The organism is Neisseria sp. P0009.S007 (genome assembly GCF_051962515.1).
This window is the reverse complement of the sequence record NZ_JBQCVF010000023.1, coordinates 1-18,559: the sequence shown is the minus strand read 5'-3', so window position 1 is coordinate 18,559 and position 18,559 is coordinate 1. Positions and strand designations below refer to the sequence as shown.

Here is an 18,559-nt window from a genome sequence, read left to right as displayed (position 1 = left end):
ACATTTGAAAGTGCTGTTGAGACCATCGTCAGCATGAAGGGCGAAATTATCCAAGCCTTGGGCGAAACCTTTATTATGGTCGGCCTATCGACTACTTTCGCCGTTATCTTCGGTACGATTTTGGGCGTATTGCTGTTTGTGACGTCAAGCCATCAGTTGCACTACAACAAACAGCTGAATTTGTTTTTGGACAACCTGGTCAACCTGATGCGCGCATTCCCTTTCGTCATCCTGATGATTGCCATGATTCCTGTTACACGCGCCATCATCGGCACGACCATCGGCCCGGTTGCCGCCTCATTGGTATTGAGCGTATCCGGCCTATTCTACTTCGCCCGTCTGGTTGAGCAAAACCTGCGCGAAGTACCCAGAGGCGTAATTGAAGCGGCCTCCGCAATGGGTGCCTCACCCATGAGCATCATCTGCAAAGTGCTTTTGAATGAAGCGCGCGCAGGTATGGTTTCCAGCATTACCGTACTGGCTATTGGCCTTTTGTCGTACAGCGCGGCGGCAGGTATGATTGGCGGCGGCGGTTTGGGCGACCTTGCTATCCGTTACGGCTACTACCGCTATCAAATGGAAGTCATCATCTTCATCGTTGCCATCCTGGTTTTACTCGTTATCCTGATTCAAGGTATCGGCAACAGATTGGCGCGCAAACTGGATAAACGTTAAACAAACCAGGCCGTCTGAAATGGACTTACTATTTTTCAGACGGCCTGTTATCTATTTAGAACATATTAGGATATACCAAATAAATCTACAAAAAACACCCTCATATTCCCAAAATAGATTTACAATTCCTCTTTTTTTGACGGCGGCAGCTTAAGGCCGTCTGAAACCGTTTTATCATCCATCTGGAGCAAAATATGAAAACCAACACATTCTTCAAAACCCTTTCTGCTGCTGCGCTGGCCATCGTATTGGCTGCCTGCGGTGGTCAAAAAGACAGCGCGCCTGCTGCCTCTGCTGCTTCTTCTGCCGACAACGGCGCAGAGAAAAAAGAAATCGTCTTCGGTACAACCGTCGGCGACTTCGGCGATATGGTAAAAGACCAAATCCAACCGGCTTTGGAGAAAAAAGGCTATAAAGTCAAACTGATCGAGTTCACCGACTATGTGCGCCCCAACCTTGCTTTGGCTGAAGGCGAATTGGACATCAACATCTTCCAACACAAACCTTATCTGGATGACTTCAAAAAAGAACACAAACTGGACATCACTGAAGCCTTCCAAGTACCGACTGCACCTTTGGGCCTGTACCCTGGCAAACTGAAATCTTTGGACGAAGTGAAAGACGGCGTCAGCGTTTCTGCGCCTAACGACCCATCCAACTTTGCCCGTGCATTGGTTATGTTGAACGAATTGGGCTGGATTAAACTGAAAGCCGACGTTGATCCGCTGACTGCTTCTAAAAACGATATTGCCGAGAATCCAAAAAATATCCAAATCGTAGAGCTTGAAGCCGCCCAACTGCCACGCAGCCGTGCCGACGTTGACTTTGCCATCGTTAACGGCAACTACGCCATGAGCAGCGGCATGAAACTGACCGAAGCCCTGTTCCAAGAGCCAAGCTTTGCCTACGTTAACTGGTCTGCCGTCCGCACTGCCGACAAAGACAGCCAATGGCTGAAAGATGTAACCGAAGCCTACAACTCTGACGAGTTCAAAGCTTACTCACAAAAACGCTTTGCCGGTTACAAATATCCTGCGGCATGGGGTGAAAACGCAGCTGCAGGCGCTCAAGCCGAAGCTGCTTCTACTGCTTCTGCAACCAAATAAGTAACTTTTTGAAAAAAGGCCGTCTGAACATTCAGACGGCCTTTTTCTATTGATTATCTCTTCTCAAAGCTCAAAACAAGTTTTTTGATTAACGCCAAATACTTACGTAATTCCCTTTTTAAAACCAAATCAATATGTTGTAAAAAAGTTCAATAAGAAATCATGTTTTTATTCAATATAATCAATCACTAAATGAATTATTCTACTTTTTTATAATATTCACTAGTAATGTTCCGCTTATCCTGATATTATACCGTTTATCTAAAGATATCCGGTTATCTGCATTACAGACCGTTCATCTGAATTGCTTCAAACCACTTTGTCGGATTTTCCCATGTATGTTGTGTTTCTCCGTATCGAAGGGGTTTGAGCGGTCGAAATACCGTTTTGCTTAGATATTAAAGCTTCGTGCTTTGAAATGAGTGAATTTTTGTTTTAAGTGTCGTAATCTCTTGCTAATTACTCCCAGCTGCAAGAGTTTCAGGGTTGCCCCTTGGGCAGCCCTTCTTTTTTTATATTTCATTATTTCAATATTTTAGACTTTCCCTTATTCATATATTCAAAGCAACTGGCAAAACTATTCTTTTTCTCAATCTCAAATCTTCTTCAATTCATTATTTGGCATCACCAGCCAAACCTGTGCCTTTTTAACTTGGGCCGCTGCTCGGATGGCCGCTTCATCCATAATAGAAAATGCGGTAGAAAAAGCATCGGCAACTGCCGCACTTTCCGCCATGACGCTCATGCTTTTATAGCGCGGTTGGCTTCCGCCTGTACGCGGATCAAAAAGATGGGTAAATTTGCCAGCTTCGTCCATCACCGTGCCATAGCCACCCGATGTGGCAAACGCTTGATTTTTCATGGCAATGGTGGTCAGGATTTGGTCTTCTTGGTCAGGATTGCGAATGCTGACATTCCACTCGCGCTGGTTGGCATTATCAAAGCCGTAAATCTCCCCCATATCAATCAATGCCTGGGTAACGCCTTGCTGCTTCAACAATTCGGCTACTTTGTCGGTGATATAGCCTTGGGCAATGCCGTTAAGCGACAAGCCCATGCCTTTTTGGGCAAAACGGATTTCTTTAGTATCAAAATCGACTTTGTTGAAATCCACTAATTTGAGCGTGTCTTTGATACTGCGTTCAGATGGTGGCGTTTCGGTTTTGGGGTTTCTCCTGAAATAGTTGGCATACAGATTCCACAAAGGCTGAATGCTGGGATCAAATGCACCCTGCGTCAGCTGATGGATATCTCGGCTGATACTGAGCAGCTGCAAAAAATCGGATGGCGGATTCTTCAGACGGCCTTCTCGGTTTAAACGGCTGATCAGGCTGTCGTCCCGATACAGGCTGAAGATTTTTTCCAACCGTGAAACTTCTGCCAATACTTTGTTGATCAGTATCTCCGCCTGCCTGCGCCCAACGCCGAACAAACGCAATTCCGCACCCGAGCCTAATGCAATCCCTTTCCAGATAACAGGCTGCCCTTCTTGATTCGGGCTGGCTGAATGAGTCAGCTGATTGGTTTTGCGGCTGATGGCAAAAGGAATGCTGACACCGGCGGCAAGGGTGGCAGCTATGGCAAGGAAACGGCGGCGCGTTAAAGGGGTGGACATAAAGTATTCCTTAGATTTTTTATCTTTATATTGAAAGCCGCATTCATTAAATCAGCAATCGGCAGCTTCCAACACAAAGGCCGTCTGAAACTGTTTCAGACGGCCTTTATTGGTTGTTTTATTTGAAAATGTATTCGTCGGGCATCTCTGCAAAACCGACTACTCTGCCGCCTTTTTCTTTGGCGAATTTTTCAGCCTGAGCCTTGTCGGCAAACGGAAGCGCGTCTTCCGCACCCATGCCGCCAATAAAGCTGCTTTCAATAACGTAATAGGCCTTTTTCGCATCTATCCATTCAGTGTCAGCATTGGGTTTTTCCCAATCTTTGACTTTACCCATATCGGTAACATAGATGGCATGAATGCCTTTAGGCTCTTCGGGCAGTTTGGTGTAGCCGAACATCTGCTTGATGGTGGAAAACCAAACCGGTTTGTCAGGTTTGCCGTTCAAGAAGATTTGCGCTTTAGGGCCGTTGTGTTCAGTCAAATTCATGCTGCAGTAATGACCGACCGCGCTGTCGCTGATTTGTTGGGGCGCAGGCGGAGGGCTGTTGTCCTGCTTGCTGCAGGCTGCCAATGCGATGAGTGTGAAGGTTGTCAATAATATTTTTCTCATATTTGTCGCTTTCCGAAAATCCAGGCGGCTAAAATCAAAGGAATGATAACCCATAATACCTGAGCCGTCAGCAAAATAGGCATACTCAGGCTGATTTGTTCGCTCAAACCTGCCATGCCGGCATACATGGCTGTATTTTCGTAACCCGTCAGGTTCAGCAGGCGATAAATGTCTGCGGGGTTGAACAGAAGAACGGTTTCCACTACAGGCGCGGTAATGACTTGTTCGGTATCGGCAACCAAAACACCCAAAAGCGCCATATCGAAAATAACGACAAAAAACAGCCATACGCCGATGGCGATACCGGCGGCTGTACCGCGTTCTTTAACTTTTGCGCTGATCAAATAGCCCATGGACAAAAAGGCTGCGCCAAGAATCACGCTGGCAGCAATCAAAAGGGCGAAAGGTTGCCATGCGGCAATATCAAAACCGCCGTTGGCAAGCTGAAGGGTAATACCTGCCAATCCGTAGCCTGCGGTGGTAGCAAGGGCAAGAATGATGAGGTGGCCGATAAATTTACCGGCAAGGATTTGGTTGCGCGAGATGGGGTAACTTAGCAACAACGCCATTGTACCGCGCTCGATTTCGCCGATCAGTGCATCATAAGAGAGCAACATCGCAATCAGCGGGATCAAGAAGATAGACAGGCTGGACAGACTGACTACAGTTACCGTCAAGGGATCAACCTTGACCGAACCGGTAGGCGAGCTGCCGAGAAAGCCTAATGACAGTGCCAATGCGGCAAGCAAAAGTGCGGCGGCAAGAACCCAACGGTTGCGCAGGCTGTCTCGGACTTCTTTGCCGGTAATAATCCAAACGGGGTTCATACGTCTTCCCTCTTCAAGAATTGCGCGTACATATCATCAAGTGTTGGCGTGTGGATATCGATGTAGGCAAGACTGCCCAAATCACCCAATTCGCTCAAAAGTCCCATACGCTCTTCGGCTTTACATTGCGCTTTATACGACAGGCCGTCTGAAAGCGGATGCCAACGCTCGCTCAACGGGCGCGCTTCTTTCAAGCGGACGTTGACGGTCAGCGGTAGACCGCTTTGAACATGCAACTCATCCATGCTGCCGTCAGCAACTTTCACGCCGTTTTTCATAACGATGATGCGGTCGGCGTGGCCGTCAAGCTCGGCCAGTGCATGGGTGCTGAGCAATACGGTTGCGCCGCGCCCATTGAGTTCGCGCACAACTTCGTAAAACATTTGACGTGAAGCCGGATCAAGGCCGGTAGTTGGCTCGTCAAACAATAAAACTTTAGGCTCGCCCAACAAGGCTTGTGCCAAAGCGAGGCGTTGACGCATACCTTTAGAGTAAGTGCCGACACGGCGGCGTGCGGCCTGGGAAATGCCGACACGCTCGAGCAATTCGCGGTTTTTACTCAGGGGCTGTTTTTTTAGTTTGGCATAGAAATCCATGGTTTCGATACCGGTCAATGAAGGGTGCAATGCAACCGTTTCAGGCAGGTAACCGATTTGGCTGCGACGCTGCGCCCCTGCTTTACTGCCGGTCGGCTCTCCCAAAAGCATCACTTCGCCCTCGGTCGGCGTAATCAGGCCGAGTATCAGCTTCATAATGGTAGATTTGCCTGCACCGTTGTGTCCTGCCATGCCGACGCTCTCGCCAGCCTTGAGAACCAGATCGACTTGGTTGACGGCCTTTTGGCTGCCAAACTGCTTGGTCACGTTTCTTAATTCAACGTGGTTGGTACTGCTCATGGATATTCCTCTAGTGAATGTTTCAGACGGCCTTTGATATTGGGCCGTCTGAAAGGTTACATATTGGCATTTCCGCCTGTCAACGCACCGTTTTCGGCATTACCCCATTCGGATTGGTGCGTTTTTGCTTCATGCAGCAATTCGTCCTTCATGGCTTCGTATTTGGTTGTCGTTTTATTGCGGACAGGGTTCATCAAAGGCTTGCTGTCAATTACGCCGCCGGGCAGGATGGCGGGAAATTGAGATTGCGCCCATTTGACAATGCTGATGGCAGGGCTGTTCATCAATAACCGGGCGACGGGTGCGCGCCAGATGATTTGGTCGATAATCCCATTGGGACGGTAGGCACTGTCGCCGAAGCCGTCGCCGTCAAGGTCAAAGGCGCTGTTATCGCTCCAATAGTTGCCGCGACCACCCTCGCCCCAATCAAGGAAACGGGTGCTGACGTATTTGACTTGGCTTTCGTTGTTGATAAACGAATTATTGAACAGGCTTGTGCCTTCAATGGCCGCGGTAAAGTGAATACCGATTTGACAGTTTTCAAAATGGTTGTCGAAAATTTTATTGTAGTTGGCATTGTAGGCAAACACGCATTTGCCTGCCTTGTTGATCACATTATCGTGAATTTCGGAATAATTGACGTAGTTGAGCATAATGCCTTGGTCGCGGCTGCCAACGGCAATGTTGCCATACACTTTCAGGCGTTCGGAAAACATCAGCACATAACCCATATTGTTGCCGACGGAGATATTGTTGCTGACTTCGCTGTCATTGGTGTACATATAATGGACGGCAAAGCGTAAGTCGCTAAAACGGTTGCCTTTGTAGGTATTATGGGTACTGGTATTTGAAAAAATACCGTCACGGCCTTTGGAAATATCGTTATCAATCACTTGCGCACCGGGCGCATTCCAGACGGTTACGCCGTTGCCGCGTTCGTTGACGCGCAGGGTTGCATCGCCGATGATTTTATTTTCCCGCACCATGGATTCTGCCGCACCGTGAATATACACGCCGACGGAATTGTCGACGATGTTGTTATGCTCCACCAGCGCGCGCGTTGCCGTCTCTTCTAAATAGATACCGGCATCCATTGCCGGCAAACTCATGCCGGAATGGGAAACGGTCAGATTGCGCAAAGTTACATCAGGCGCATGAACGGCAACCGTCCTCCCACTCCGGTCGCCGACAATCTTGGCGGAACGGTCGGCAGGGCCTTCGATGGTAATGGGTTTGTCGATATAGAGTTTGGTTTTGTATATACCGGAGGCAAGCTTGAGCGTATCGCCGGCTTGGGCGCGCGCCAAAGCATCATTGAGATTGTCTTGTGCGGATACGTTGATGACTGCGGCAAAGGCCGTCTGAACCATGCTGCCAAGCAGCAATACGAGTGCGGCACGTTGCCATTTGGAACGATGGATTTGTGTGTGCGTCATAATCATATCTCTGTTTCAGACGGCCTGCTTGCCGCATGATAAACCGATGCGGAAACAGGTATTTTGGTGTTATAGCAAAGCTGTCTGATGATGGCTTTCATTTTGTGACCATATCGGCCGACAAACAACTTTGCTATAAAGGCCGTCTGAAAGAATGTTTTTTCAGACGGCCTGAAGAATTAAATCATCAAACCGAAATTATTTTGGTTTAACAATCATTTGGCCAGACATTTCCATGTGCAATGCGTGGCAGAACCATTGGCAGTAGTACCAGTGTACGCCTGGACGGACAGCTTTGAAGGTTACAGAAGATGTAGCTTGCGGGCCAATCTCCATAGCAATGCCATAACCTTCCAAAGTAAAGCCGTGAGTCAAGTCTTCAATGGTCTCAACGTTGGTTACATATACGGTAACTTCGTCGCCTTGGTTCACTTCAAATTGAGGAACGCTGTAAGCAGGCGCAACGGCAGTCATGTACACGCGTACTTTGTTGCCTTCACGTACGACTTTGGCAGCTTTTTCCAGCTCAACACCGTCTTTTTGAGCTTGTTCCAAAGCTTCTTGCCAGAACCATGGGTCTTTGCGGTCCCAAGTTTTGCTTGGGTTCACTTTAGACGCAGCAACCAAGCACAAGTCGTGTGGTTCGGCAAAAGTCGGATTGTCATGCACCAGACGCATTTCGTCGCCGGAGATGTCGATCAATTGGTCACACTCAGGTTTCAAAGGACCGGCATTCAAGAAGCGGTCTTTAGAGAACTTGTTCAAAGATACCAACCATTTACCGTCGGCTTCTTTGGTTTCGCCCATGGTAGTGTGGTTGTGACCCGGTTGATAGTGAACGTCGAGTTTTTGTTTGATCGGATCGATTTTCTCGCCTTTATAGGCTTTAATCGCGTCGTCGATGTTCCATTTCACCATTTGACTGTCGATAAACAATGTAGTATAGGCATTGCCGCGACCGTCAAATGCAGTGTGTAATGGGCCAAGACCCAGTTGAGGCTCGGCTACGACAACATCGCGCTCTTTGATTTTACCTGCAAACAAGTCATCCAGTTTGCTAACATCCAATACGGTAACGGTTGGAGACAGTTTACCGTTGAGCATGATGTATTTGCCGTCAGGGCTTGCATTACAACCGTGAGGAGAGTTAGGAACCGGGATGTAACGAGTGTATGGAGAGTTGGCTTCCGCACGACCGTCCAACATTTTTACGCCGTTAACTTCTTTGAAGTCGCCTTTTTTGATGCCTTCTTCGATGGCGGCCAGGTTAAATACTACACACCAGTCTTGTTCGTTAGAAGATGCACCTTGTACAGTCAGAGCGCGCTCAGAGTTATAGCAGGTAGAGAAAGAGTATTTACCTTGGTAGTCGGCATCGCCATTATCCAAGTTACCGTCTACCAATACTTGCCATGCGATGTCCATGGTTTCGCCATCAACTGCAGTATAAACGGCATTCCAAGTTTTAGGATCATCCCATTTGCCTACGCCGTCAACAGGAACGATATGCTCACCGTTGGCAAATACGTAGCCAGTTTTCGGATAGCGTTGAGGACGCAGACCGTGGATACCTGAAGCATTAGGAATATCGATGATTTTATCAGTTTTCATCACATCCAAGCGGATACGGCAAACACGGGTGTTTGCTTTATCGTTGGCGTAAGCATAACGGCCATCGTAAGTTTGGTCGGTGAAAGACAAGTGCGGGTGGTGCAAGTCGCCGTTAGGGTAGCAACGCAGACCGCTGTCTTGCAGGAATTTACGGGTTTCCGGCGTAATTTTTTCATTCAAAATACGCAGGCTCTCGTTGGTACGACCCCAACCGGTAGCGCTGTCCATATTGAACACAGGGATACGCATCAACTCACGCATAGAAGGTACGCCGATCAAGCGCATTTCACCTGATTGACCGCCTGACAAGAAACCGTAGTATTGGTCAAGTTCGCCTGGACCAACTTCGGAAGTTTGTTTGCCCGGTTCGGCAGAATGAGCAGCGGCTTTTTCGGCAGGTGCAGCACCGGAAGCAGCAGCTTTATCACCCTCGCCGTTAGAGCAACCGGCCAAGCCCAACAAACCGGCACCAGCAATACCCGCACCGGAAGCAGCGGCAGTACCTAAGAATGAACGACGGCTTAAGCCGTTTTGTTCTAATTTTTCGTCTGACATACGACACTCCTTGGATAAAATCCGGCGGCCGATTTTTCAGACGGCCTGCCGATGAAAAACTTTCTAAGTCAGGCTGCCGATACAGCCCTCTTTTTTTATTGATAAATTACTACTTGTCGACACTGATTGCCGATTCTTTTTTAACAAACTGGACGACTTGTTCTTGAGCATTTTGCGTCACTGCCGCATCATGCTGTTCAGCTTTTGCCGCCGCTTGTTTTTGTTTTTTCTTATTCGTTGCCACTACTTGGGGACAACGCGTATCGTGATGATACATTACCTGACAATGCAGACATTGGATACATTCGTTCGGATGAATGTCGCCTTCAGGTGCGATTGCCTGTACGGGACATTCGTGTGTACAAATCTGGCATGGGTTACCGCACATTTTATAACGGCGCAGCCAATCAAACACACGGAAGCGGCCCGGCAATGCAATACCTGCACCCAAAGGACACAGATAACGGCAGAAGAAACGTTCGATGAACAAGCCTGCAATCAGCAAAGCGGCGGCGAACAGAACAAACCACCATTCACGCATGAATTTCAAAATAATTGCAGTTTTGAAAGGCTCAATTTCAGCAAATTTTTCAGCCGTACCCAAATCGTACAGGGAAATTGCCAGCAAAGCGAAGAAAATTACATATTTAATCGCACTCAGACGGGTATGCAACAAGTGTGGCACTGTAATTTGTTTCAGACCCAATTTTTTAGCGATACGGTTGGTTAACTCTTGCAATGCACCGAAAGGGCACAGCCATCCACAGAATGTACCGCGGTTCCACAACAGCATGGTCGCCGCTGTAAAGAGCCACAGAATGAATACCAGCGGATCCATCAGGAAAAATTCCCAGTGGAACTCAGTCAAAACAGCTGAGAACAACGTCAAAGTATTCACTACCGATAATTGTGCCTGAGCATACCAGCCGATATAAAACAGCGTAAAGGTCAGGAAACAGAGACGGAATCGGTCATACCATTTTTCGTAACGGACAATCCAATCTTGGAACAGGAATACCAACAGAAGAATTGTCAAAGCAATACCGACAACCACGATTTGACCTTGTTTGGCTTTCCAAACCTGTTTCCAAAGTTGGTTGGATACGCCTTCCTCAGCCGTTGCATCTTCTGCAATACCTGTACTTTCTTCCGGAGCAGAGGCTGCCACAGCCACCGGCTCAACCGGTGCACTAATTTCAACCGGCGGTGCTTTAGGATCGTCAACGTAGTAGCCTTTTGGCAATTCGTAATCCAAATCTGCAGTTACGAAAGCCTTATCGTTAACACTCAACACACGTTGAATCATCAGTTGTAAACGCCATGGTTCAGCACCATCAAATTCCACACCTTCGGGGATAGTGAACCAAGAAACTTCTTTAAATGCAGGCGCACCTTCGGCGGATAAAGCAACTACACGTTCATGTTGCGCATCGGTAAAGCGGAAGCTGGTATCGCCTTGAATCATTTCAATACGGTCAAAGATACCACCGCGAACATAACCCGAACCTTTCCAAGAATAGCGACCTTCGCCGGCCACCATCACGGCTTCTTGGCCAGGTTTCAAACGTTTTTGCAGGTTGTTCCAACCGGCTTCACCTAAAAGGCTTTTACCGATGGAAGGCTGGCTGACCAAGGCAACATACAGATCAATAAATGTATCGTTACCATCACCCTGCTCCGCATGATCTGCCACACCTGCTTTACCGCTTTTCTCAAACAGTTTATTGATTTCGTCGATAGAAATATGCAGATGACCGACGGCTTTTTGTTCCAAAAGCGCATTCCATGACAGGATATCTTGTTTGTCTTGATTGGCAACACGACGCGGACGGGTTTGAACGGCAGGCTCGGCAGACTGTTCGTCGGAAGCAGCTGCCGTACCGGCTTGAACTGCTTTATCTGTACCCAAATGATATTGATGGATTACTGCTTTAACAGAGCGCTGAATACTGTCATTGATGACCATCAGGGTCACAGTCGCACCACTAATAATATCCCCTGGTGCAACACCTGGTTGAGGCGGGTTTTTAATAAAATTTAAGCCGATATATTTGTCAATGAATTTATCGACACGGGATTGCGGGATACCGATCAGCATAATCGGCTCATGGTGCTCAACCAATTTTGCGCCGGCAATAGTGCCATCATTGGCCAATGCAACCATCGTATCGATCGGTTTGCTCGAATAACCGCGCGTATTGACCACGTCAGTCGTGATATAAACCAAGCCAAGCTGCTCTTCGCCCTTGTACACGCGAGCAACCAAGGGCTTACCTTCAGGCTTACCGTAGCGGTCAGCACCTGGGAAAATTTCAGACGGCTGAACTTTTGCCAAGAAATCAGGCAAGCGTTCCGCGTAAGCAGGCAGGCTTACCATCATCACGAAAAATACAGCAAACAGCATAAGGATTCGTTTCCAAATGCCACTTAAGCACTTCATTTCAAGACAGGACATGGCTATTCCCGATATATCGATACTCTAAACACTTATATTATATGAATCATCTATCAGCAATAATTTGATTAAAATCAAGTTTACAAATCTTAAAACCAGATTCTACATACTAATAATACTTTAGAACTACATTAGATGAACCTTTTATTATTAGGCATGAAACATAGGAAAATCAACTCAATCCAAGAATCATCCCCATATTATTAACTTATTTATAATAATACTCAAAACAATTTCTGAAATTTCATTTAGCATATATTAAATAGAATAGAACCTGACTTAAATTTCCATAGGCCGCCTGAAAACGAATATCGAAAATACTTTAACCTACCCCTACAATGACAAAATACATTTCTTACAAAAACAAAAAGAGCCTATATAAAACAGGCTCTTTTTTCAGACTAATCTTAAGTCAGATTAGAATTTGTGACGCAGGCCAACAGTACCAGCAGTTTTCTCGTATTTGTAGTCGCCTTTGCCTTCTTTCAACCAGCCGGCAGACAACAGGGCAGAAGTGCGTTTAGAGAAGTCGTAGTCAGCACCAACGATAACTTGGTTGTAAGCGCTATTTTTTTGTTTTACGCCATCTTCTTTAGCTTTGAAGCCGTGAGCGTAAGAAACACGAGGAGTTACGTTGCCGAAGCGGTAAGCAGCAGTTGCACCAACTTCAGTACGTTCGTTTTTCTTAGCACCAGCTACGTCAGCTTTGAAGCCTTCGTATTGACCTACAACAGCAACCATCAGGTTGTTAGCATCGTAACCAGCAGTCAGACGGTGTGCTTGGTGATCTTTGTAAGCACCAGCAGCCAAAGTAGTGTTGCCGTTGAATGCATCCAAGTAGCCAGCATCCAAGTCAGCACGTTTAGCATAAGAACCAGCATAGCGACCGAAGAAGCCAGAGTTTTCGTAGTTCAGGCCCAAATCGTAAGATTCACGGCTTTTCACAGTGTGAGTGTATTTATCGCCAGGGTTAGCATTGTCGCGAGGTTGGTATTGTACGCTTGCACTGAAACCACCAAATACAGGAGTGTCGTAACGTACAGATACTTTACGAGTATCTACACGTTTAATTTTACCCAGTTGCAGAGCATCTGCGTTAGCGGCACCAGATTCCCAAGGGTCGAAGCTGTCGCTACTGTCTTTCAGAGCAGTGTTCAGGTTACCGGCACGAACTTTACCGAAACCACCTTCCAAACCAATGAAAGATTCACGGTTAGCAAAACCAGAGTCACCACCGGCGATAGAAGTGTTTTGTTCAACTTGCCAAATAGCATTCAAGTTGCTACCCAAGTGTTCGTGGCCTTTGAAGCCGATGCGAGAACCGTAGTCAGCAATCTCAGTAGCAGTTTTAGAAGTAGCTTTACCCACTTTTACTTTAGAAATTTCAACGCCGGCTTTAACTTGACCGTACAGAGTCACATCAGCCATAGCTGCAACAGGCAGAGCTGCCAAAGTCAGAGCAATCAGAGATTTTTTCATTGCTGTATTCCTTTTCTATTGTGAAGAAATAACTTAAGCAGACCGGACAATCCGCTTAGGCTTACATTATCGCTGGAATCAGCGATTCCATGACTGTTACTATAATTGCTCCTCTCTAAAAAAACAAACTTTATTCAATCCACCCCCACCACCCTTGAAACCCAGCAAAGGCAAACACAGCCTAAAAAAATGAAATTTATTATTTAAAATCAATGATAAATTTCTTTTAAAACCAATTGTGCATTTTTACAACACTTTATTAATTTACACATCAATCCAGCTATTTTGTTGCTTTTATACCAACAATCCGCCAATTAGGCCGTCTGAAAAACGTTACCCGAAACATTCATCCACTCAGGCAGAGGCAGTCTTACCACCCCAAACTCATCAGGATAATCAACGCCTGTCAAATATAGACCGTCAGACATAAAGGTCGGAGGCGCTTTCAATCTGCTTCTTGCATAAAAGATTGACTGAAATTCATCCACACTAATCCTACCACTTCCCACATATACCAATGCGCCCATAATATTGCGCACCATATGATGCAAGAATGCATTTCCATGCAAATCAAGGCACAAATAACGAGGAGTCCCACTAATACTTGCCCTATATAGCGTTTTTATAGGCGATTTTGCCTGGCACTCAGCCGCACGAAAGCTGGAGAAGTCATGTTCACCCTCCAATAAAGCAGCAGCCTGCCTCATCAGATTTAAATCTAATTTCAAATGTGTCCACCCCACCCTGCCAACCAACAACGGAGAACAAACCGGAGATGACTCCAGCAAATAACGGTAATGCCGGCCATAAGCATCAAATCGAGCATTAAAATGAGGTGCAACTTTTTGCGCAAGCAATACAGCCACACCGTCAGGCAAATGCGCATTGACTCCACGCACCCACGCTTGCTCCGGACGGCTTACAGATGTATCAAAGTGTACGACCTGAGCTGTCGCATGTACACCCGTATCTGTCCTTCCTGCAACAATAGTATTAATCTGCTCTCCTGCTATTGAAGTTAATGCCTGCTCTAAGGCCGTCTGAACAGTCGGCAAATCTCCAGCCTGTTTTTGCCAACCATAAAAACGACTACCGTCATAAGAGAGGGTCAAAGCCCAGCGCTGCACCAGATGTCCTGTTGTATTTACTTGTTCAGTCATTTCTTATACTTCTTGTAAATTGATATTGTTGCCTACGCTCAAGTAACAAATATTAAAAAGGCGTGATTAACACACGCCTCCATTTTGTATTTCAGACGGCCTTCATCTTCAACCATCATATAAAGCTGAAATCTTACCCAACCAATAATAGACTCAGATAAAATCTTGCTTTTTAATTTACCATAAAAAAGATGCCGTCTGAAACGGCATCTTCATTTGACTAGCACTTACGCGCCAAGTTCTTTCATCAGTTTTTGGGCTTTATGCAGAATATCGCCTTCAGCCTCCTCAATCAGCCCTTGCAATGTTTCTCGAGCCGCTTCAGGATCACCGATTTCGATATACATCTTAGCCAAATCATATTTGGCTTCAAGCGGTGCAGTCATGCCAACTGATTCTGAAACAAAGCCTCTTTCACTATTGCTTTTATCGGCGGCTACTGAAACATCTTCAGCTCCCCATTCCAATGCACCTTCTTCAATCACAAACTCAGAAGCAGCTTCTTCTTTCTCTACTTCTTCTTTGGTTCCTTGAATTTGCAAGTCTTGATCTTGCTTGATCTCGAATGGCAACGCATGGCCGTCTGAAGCTTCAGGGGTTTCTACCGTAAACTCGAGTGGCTCTTCATTTCTTGACTCGGAGACTTTTTTCTCTGCCGCCAAATCAAACTCAGCAAATGTATTTGCCTGCTCTTCTTTACGTTCAGGCATAACAACGGATACCGGCTGATATGGATTTTCTGGTTCAGGTTCGTACACGCTTTCTGTTGATTCGATATTGTCCCAATCAGCATGGCGACGTTGTTCTGTCTCAACATCATGCGTTACTGCACCTGAAAGAATACCTGCCTGACTATTGTCAATCTTACCTAAATCAAGTTTGACATCATCGATATTGGAAGATTCTTCTACTTCATTGATAACCACATCATCTTCAAAATCGTCTTCGATAAGCAGGCCATCTTGAGTTTTTTCAGACGGCATTACTTTAGTTGCAGCAACCGCAGCAGCTGAAGCAGCAACATCTTTCTGTACAGCCTTCTCTTCATCCATACGGCTTACAGGTGCTGCTTCAGGCTCGTCTTTACGTTTACCCGCAGCTTTTAACAACAACCAAGCAGCAATAAGGGCTGCACCGCCTGCCAATAACCATTTCCATAAATTGCCATTTGATTCGCCCTCTGTTTGCTCCGCGATAGAATCAGTGGTTGCAACAGACTCAGAAGCCACTACATTCTCTTGAGCATCAGAAGAAGCCATAGCTTCTTGAATATCGGATGCAGGAACAGTCGATGCGGCATTTTCATTAACCGCTGCAGATGCTGCTTGTTCTGTTTGTTCAGCTGAAGCTTGTTTTACTTCTTCCTGTTGCTGTGTATTTACGCCAGCATCTTTAACCTGGGCTTCAGTTTGAGCCTCAGGCTGAACAACAGGTTTTTCTGTTTTAGCCTCTGTTGCATTAGCGGTTTCATTGGCTTTTTCTGTTGCCGTATTAGTTTTAGCAGGAGCAGAAGCAGCCAAACGTTGCAATTCGCTACGGTTTGGAATATTCAGCACCTTACCTGCCAACATACGGTTGGCATTGTTATCGATAAACACATCCGGATTGGCATTAACCAATGCTTGAATGGTTTGATCCAAGGTCATACCTTGCGGACGGATGCTGGACGCAATGGCAATCAGGGTTTCACCCGTACGCACCAAATGCTGTCTACCTGAACGTGCAGCTGTGTCGTTTTTAGCAGAGGCCGTCTGAACTTGTTTTTTCTCAGCCTTACGCTGCACATCCTTACGCGCTTGAGCTGCCTGATTACCTACTGCTTTATTGTTTTTAGTTGCAGGCTGTTGGGCATTGCGTGTCGGCTCGAAGGATTGGGATTCGGCAGTTTGACGGGGGCGGACGGATGCCGCATCTTTAGCGTCGTATCCGGCCGGATCGATGATAGCAGTGTATTCACGCGATTGCGCGCCGACACCTACTTGGAAAACCAAAACAGGATCTTTGATGGCTTTAGAGGAACGAATGGTAACGACTGCCTTATCGCCTGATTTGCGTACCGCCGCGCGCAAATTACCATTTGAAATAGTGGCCTTACCGCCATTAAGCAGAGCCTGAGCTTCCTCGCCAGTCACAGTGATACTGCCTGTAAAAGGCTCACCCAAATGAGATTGAACGTTCAAACCGCCCAAACCTGCAGAAGCGCTGAGCGATGTCATTAAAGCGATAGAAGCTGTAATTAATTTAATATTGTGATGTTTTTTCAAAACTGATCCCCTGTTCGGAAATTATGGTACTAACCAATGTGCGCGCATTTAACCATATATTTACTAGATATTACGTCATGATATATTTTTAACCCATTTCTGCCAAGCAATACAGGCTATTCAGCCTGAAATTCCTTGGTAAATCTATTACTTTTGCATGCTTGTGTTTCTTTTTTACAAATTTCGCCAACCCAAAACAAATATCTCATATGGATATATGTGGTATTAAAGTCATGGGGAAAGGTGCAAAAAAACACATCTCCCTGTATGATTAGCATTTACTCAATTAGTTTCATCATTAATATATGAAGGTTTTGAGCGACTTATTCGCCGTATTCTTATTTTTCATCACATACATCATCACCAAAGACATGATTGCCGCAACGGCTGTTGCGGTTATAGTCGGTATTGCCCAAGCTGCGCTGACCTTTTGGAAACACCGCAAACTGGACACCATGCAATGGGTCAGTCTGATTTTGATTGTCTTTTTTGGCGGTGCAACGATTCTGCTGAAAGACAACCGCTTTATCATGTGGAAACCGACCGTTCTGTTTTGGATCGGCGCAATCGTCATGCTGTTTAGCCATCTTGCCGGTAAAAACGGGCTAAAAGCCGTGATGGGTAAAGAAATGCAGCTTCCTGATTTTGTATGGACGCGCCTGACTTATGCATGGATTGGCTTCCTGATTTTTATGGGGGCTGCCAATCTCTTTGTCTTTACGTATTTTCCAGACCAATGGGTCAATTACAAATTGTTCGGCACATTGGGTTTCACAATCATTTTTTCTATCGCACAGGGCATGTATCTGATGCGTTTCCAGCCTAAGGAGGATCAATAATGGAATATTTCATGCTTTTGGCCACTGATGCCGAAGATGTCCACGAAGCACGCATGGCAGCCCGCCCTGCTCATTTGGCACGCTTGGAAGAATTGAAAGCGCAAGGCCGTCTGCTGACTGCCGGCCCCAATCCTCTACCAGACAATCCGGAACGCGTTTCCGGCAGCCTGATTGTGGCTCAATTTGAATCTTTGGACGCAGCACAAGAATGGGCTGAACAAGACCCTTACGTCGATGCCGGCGTATACGCAGAAGTATTGATTAAACCCTTTAAAGCCGTGTTCAAATGAGCAATATGCGTCAAATTATCGAGGAACGCCTGCAGGCACTTGAGCCTGAGTTCTTCGATTTTGAAGATGAGAGCCATCTGCACGCCGGCCATGCCGGCAATAAAGGCGGCGGGCATTATGCGATATTGGTGGTCAGCAACGCATTTGAAAATATCGGTCGCCTCCAGCGGCAACGTATGATTAAGCAGCTTTTGCAAGACTTGTTTTCAGACGGCCTGATTCATGCACTCAGTATCAAAGCGGCCACGCCGGACGAATACTTCCATTAAGATTACTACTTAAACTTTGATTTCTAATCATTAATTTATTTCCAATCATTATTTAAAAGAGAAATACGATGAAAAAAACCTACTTTGCTTCAGCCTTGATGCTTGCCCTGACTACCGGCACCCTGTTTGCCCAAACTTTGGTGACCGTCAACGGTCAAGCCATCGACAGCAGCGTTATCGATGACCAAGTTGCTTCCGTACGCGCCAGCAACCCGAACGTTCAAGACACTCCTGAATTGCGTCAAATGCTGACTGAACGCCAAGTTATCAGCACTGTTGTTACCCAAGAAGCTAAAAAATTAAAACTGGATCAAAGCGCTGAATTCAAAACTGCATTGGAGCAAGCGCGTGCCGATGCCGCCAAGCAAGGTGCAGATAAAAAAGCCACATTCAAAACCGAATGGGCAGTTTTCGAAAATGATTTGTTAGGCCAAGCTTTCGCGGCGCATATCGTCCGTCAATATCCTGT

At 46.4% G+C, this 18,559-nt stretch carries 15 protein-coding genes and 1 pseudogene; 6 read left to right on the top strand and 10 right to left on the bottom strand.

Going from position 1 to position 18,559, the window contains the following annotated elements; genetic code table 11:
- Both ACTHS3_RS04085 and ACTHS3_RS04080 read left to right on the top strand, forming a co-directional pair.
- On the top strand, positions 1–675 hold a 675-nt coding region (locus ACTHS3_RS04085; protein WP_440367223.1), incomplete at its 5' end, for a methionine ABC transporter permease.
- Positions 676–869: 194 nt separating this feature from the next.
- Positions 870–1,781 carry a MetQ/NlpA family ABC transporter substrate-binding protein gene (locus ACTHS3_RS04080; protein WP_070587443.1) on the top strand — a complete coding sequence of 304 codons (912 nt, stop codon included), beginning with the start codon at positions 870–872 and terminating at the stop codon, positions 1,779–1,781.
- Positions 1,782–2,376: 595 nt separating this feature from the next.
- Here the strand turns inward: ACTHS3_RS04080 and ACTHS3_RS04075 are convergent.
- The 10 genes from ACTHS3_RS04075 to ACTHS3_RS04030 all read right to left on the bottom strand — a co-directional run bounded on the left by ACTHS3_RS04075 (position 2,377) and on the right by ACTHS3_RS04030 (position 16,644).
- Positions 2,377–3,396 carry an FAD:protein FMN transferase gene (locus tag ACTHS3_RS04075; protein ID WP_070587445.1) on the bottom strand — a complete coding sequence of 340 codons (1,020 nt, stop codon included), beginning with the start codon at positions 3,394–3,396 and terminating at the stop codon, positions 2,377–2,379.
- A gap of 118 nt (positions 3,397–3,514) precedes the next feature.
- Entirely contained in the window at positions 3,515–4,009 is a 495-nt protein-coding gene (locus tag ACTHS3_RS04070) for a nitrous oxide reductase accessory protein NosL (protein WP_004519674.1), read from the bottom strand.
- Complete coding sequence (locus tag ACTHS3_RS04065) at positions 4,006–4,836, bottom strand: ABC transporter permease (RefSeq protein ID WP_004519673.1); 831 nt, start codon at positions 4,834–4,836, stop codon at positions 4,006–4,008. The genes ACTHS3_RS04070 and ACTHS3_RS04065 overlap by 4 nt, the downstream gene beginning before the upstream one ends.
- Positions 4,833–5,732 (bottom strand): ABC transporter ATP-binding protein, encoded by a 900-nt coding sequence (locus ACTHS3_RS04060; protein ID WP_004519672.1) that lies wholly within the window; start codon positions 5,730–5,732, stop codon positions 4,833–4,835. Before ACTHS3_RS04060 ends, ACTHS3_RS04065 begins: the two co-directional genes overlap by 4 nt.
- A gap of 56 nt (positions 5,733–5,788) precedes the next feature.
- On the bottom strand, positions 5,789–7,168 hold the full coding sequence (locus ACTHS3_RS04055; protein WP_100066638.1) for a nitrous oxide reductase family maturation protein NosD: 1,380 nt from the start codon (positions 7,166–7,168) through the stop codon (positions 5,789–5,791).
- A gap of 198 nt (positions 7,169–7,366) precedes the next feature.
- Entirely contained in the window at positions 7,367–9,334 is a 1,968-nt protein-coding gene (gene nosZ, locus ACTHS3_RS04050) for a TAT-dependent nitrous-oxide reductase (protein WP_004519669.1), read from the bottom strand.
- Positions 9,335–9,443: 109 nt separating this feature from the next.
- Complete coding sequence (locus ACTHS3_RS04045; protein ID WP_191620597.1) at positions 9,444–11,738, bottom strand: NosR/NirI family protein; 2,295 nt, start codon at positions 11,736–11,738, stop codon at positions 9,444–9,446.
- Between the two features lie 468 nt (positions 11,739–12,206).
- Entirely contained in the window at positions 12,207–13,268 is a 1,062-nt protein-coding gene (porB, locus tag ACTHS3_RS04040; RefSeq protein WP_070503692.1) for a trimeric porin PorB, read from the bottom strand.
- 314 nt (positions 13,269–13,582) lie between these two features.
- Positions 13,583–14,428: a tRNA pseudouridine(38-40) synthase TruA gene (gene truA, locus ACTHS3_RS04035; RefSeq protein ID WP_004519666.1), complete on the bottom strand. Its 846-nt coding sequence runs from the start codon at positions 14,426–14,428 to the stop codon at positions 13,583–13,585.
- A gap of 227 nt (positions 14,429–14,655) precedes the next feature.
- Positions 14,656–16,644 carry a FimV/HubP family polar landmark protein gene (locus tag ACTHS3_RS04030; RefSeq protein ID WP_004519665.1) on the bottom strand — a complete coding sequence of 663 codons (1,989 nt, stop codon included), beginning with the start codon at positions 16,642–16,644 and terminating at the stop codon, positions 14,656–14,658.
- Positions 16,645–16,997: 353 nt separating this feature from the next.
- Between ACTHS3_RS04030 and ACTHS3_RS04025 the strand changes: the two genes are divergently transcribed.
- From ACTHS3_RS04025 to ACTHS3_RS04010, 4 genes and pseudogenes are all read left to right on the top strand, one after another.
- Positions 16,998–17,531 (top strand): septation protein A, encoded by a 534-nt coding sequence (locus ACTHS3_RS04025; protein ID WP_049336720.1) that lies wholly within the window; start codon positions 16,998–17,000, stop codon positions 17,529–17,531.
- Positions 17,531–17,821: a YciI family protein gene (locus ACTHS3_RS04020; RefSeq protein ID WP_004519663.1), complete on the top strand. Its 291-nt coding sequence runs from the start codon at positions 17,531–17,533 to the stop codon at positions 17,819–17,821. Before ACTHS3_RS04025 ends, ACTHS3_RS04020 begins: the two co-directional genes overlap by 1 nt.
- Positions 17,818–18,090, top strand: a complete 273-nt coding sequence (locus ACTHS3_RS04015) for a BolA family protein (RefSeq protein ID WP_049322785.1) — start codon at positions 17,818–17,820, stop codon at positions 18,088–18,090. Before ACTHS3_RS04020 ends, ACTHS3_RS04015 begins: the two co-directional genes overlap by 4 nt.
- Positions 18,091–18,158: 68 nt before the next feature.
- Positions 18,159–18,559 (top strand): annotated as a pseudogene (locus ACTHS3_RS04010) (hypothetical protein); the annotation flags it as partial.

What these genes read in the sequence shown, in the direction of transcription:
- ACTHS3_RS04030 (WP_004519665.1), bottom strand. Translation starts at nt 16,644, where the DNA reads ATGACATCGCTCAGCGCTTCTGCAGGTTTGGGCGGTTTGAACGTTCAA.
- ACTHS3_RS04025 (WP_049336720.1), top strand. Translation starts at nt 16,998, where the DNA reads ATGAAGGTTTTGAGCGACTTATTCGCCGTATTCTTATTTTTCATCACA.
- porB (WP_070503692.1), bottom strand. Translation starts at nt 13,268, where the DNA reads ATGAAAAAATCTCTGATTGCTCTGACTTTGGCAGCTCTGCCTGTTGCA.
- ACTHS3_RS04080 (WP_070587443.1), top strand. Translation starts at nt 870, where the DNA reads ATGAAAACCAACACATTCTTCAAAACCCTTTCTGCTGCTGCGCTGGCC.
- ACTHS3_RS04055 (WP_100066638.1), bottom strand. Translation starts at nt 7,168, where the DNA reads ATGACGCACACACAAATCCATCGTTCCAAATGGCAACGTGCCGCACTC.
- ACTHS3_RS04020 (WP_004519663.1), top strand. Translation starts at nt 17,531, where the DNA reads ATGGAATATTTCATGCTTTTGGCCACTGATGCCGAAGATGTCCACGAA.
- ACTHS3_RS04060 (WP_004519672.1), bottom strand. Translation starts at nt 5,732, where the DNA reads ATGAGCAGTACCAACCACGTTGAATTAAGAAACGTGACCAAGCAGTTT.
- ACTHS3_RS04015 (WP_049322785.1), top strand. Translation starts at nt 17,818, where the DNA reads ATGAGCAATATGCGTCAAATTATCGAGGAACGCCTGCAGGCACTTGAG.
- truA (WP_004519666.1), bottom strand. Translation starts at nt 14,428, where the DNA reads ATGACTGAACAAGTAAATACAACAGGACATCTGGTGCAGCGCTGGGCT.
- nosZ (WP_004519669.1), bottom strand. Translation starts at nt 9,334, where the DNA reads ATGTCAGACGAAAAATTAGAACAAAACGGCTTAAGCCGTCGTTCATTC.
- ACTHS3_RS04065 (WP_004519673.1), bottom strand. Translation starts at nt 4,836, where the DNA reads ATGAACCCCGTTTGGATTATTACCGGCAAAGAAGTCCGAGACAGCCTG.
- ACTHS3_RS04070 (WP_004519674.1), bottom strand. Translation starts at nt 4,009, where the DNA reads ATGAGAAAAATATTATTGACAACCTTCACACTCATCGCATTGGCAGCC.
- ACTHS3_RS04045 (WP_191620597.1), bottom strand. Translation starts at nt 11,738, where the DNA reads ATGCTGTTTGCTGTATTTTTCGTGATGATGGTAAGCCTGCCTGCTTAC.
- ACTHS3_RS04075 (WP_070587445.1), bottom strand. Translation starts at nt 3,396, where the DNA reads ATGTCCACCCCTTTAACGCGCCGCCGTTTCCTTGCCATAGCTGCCACC.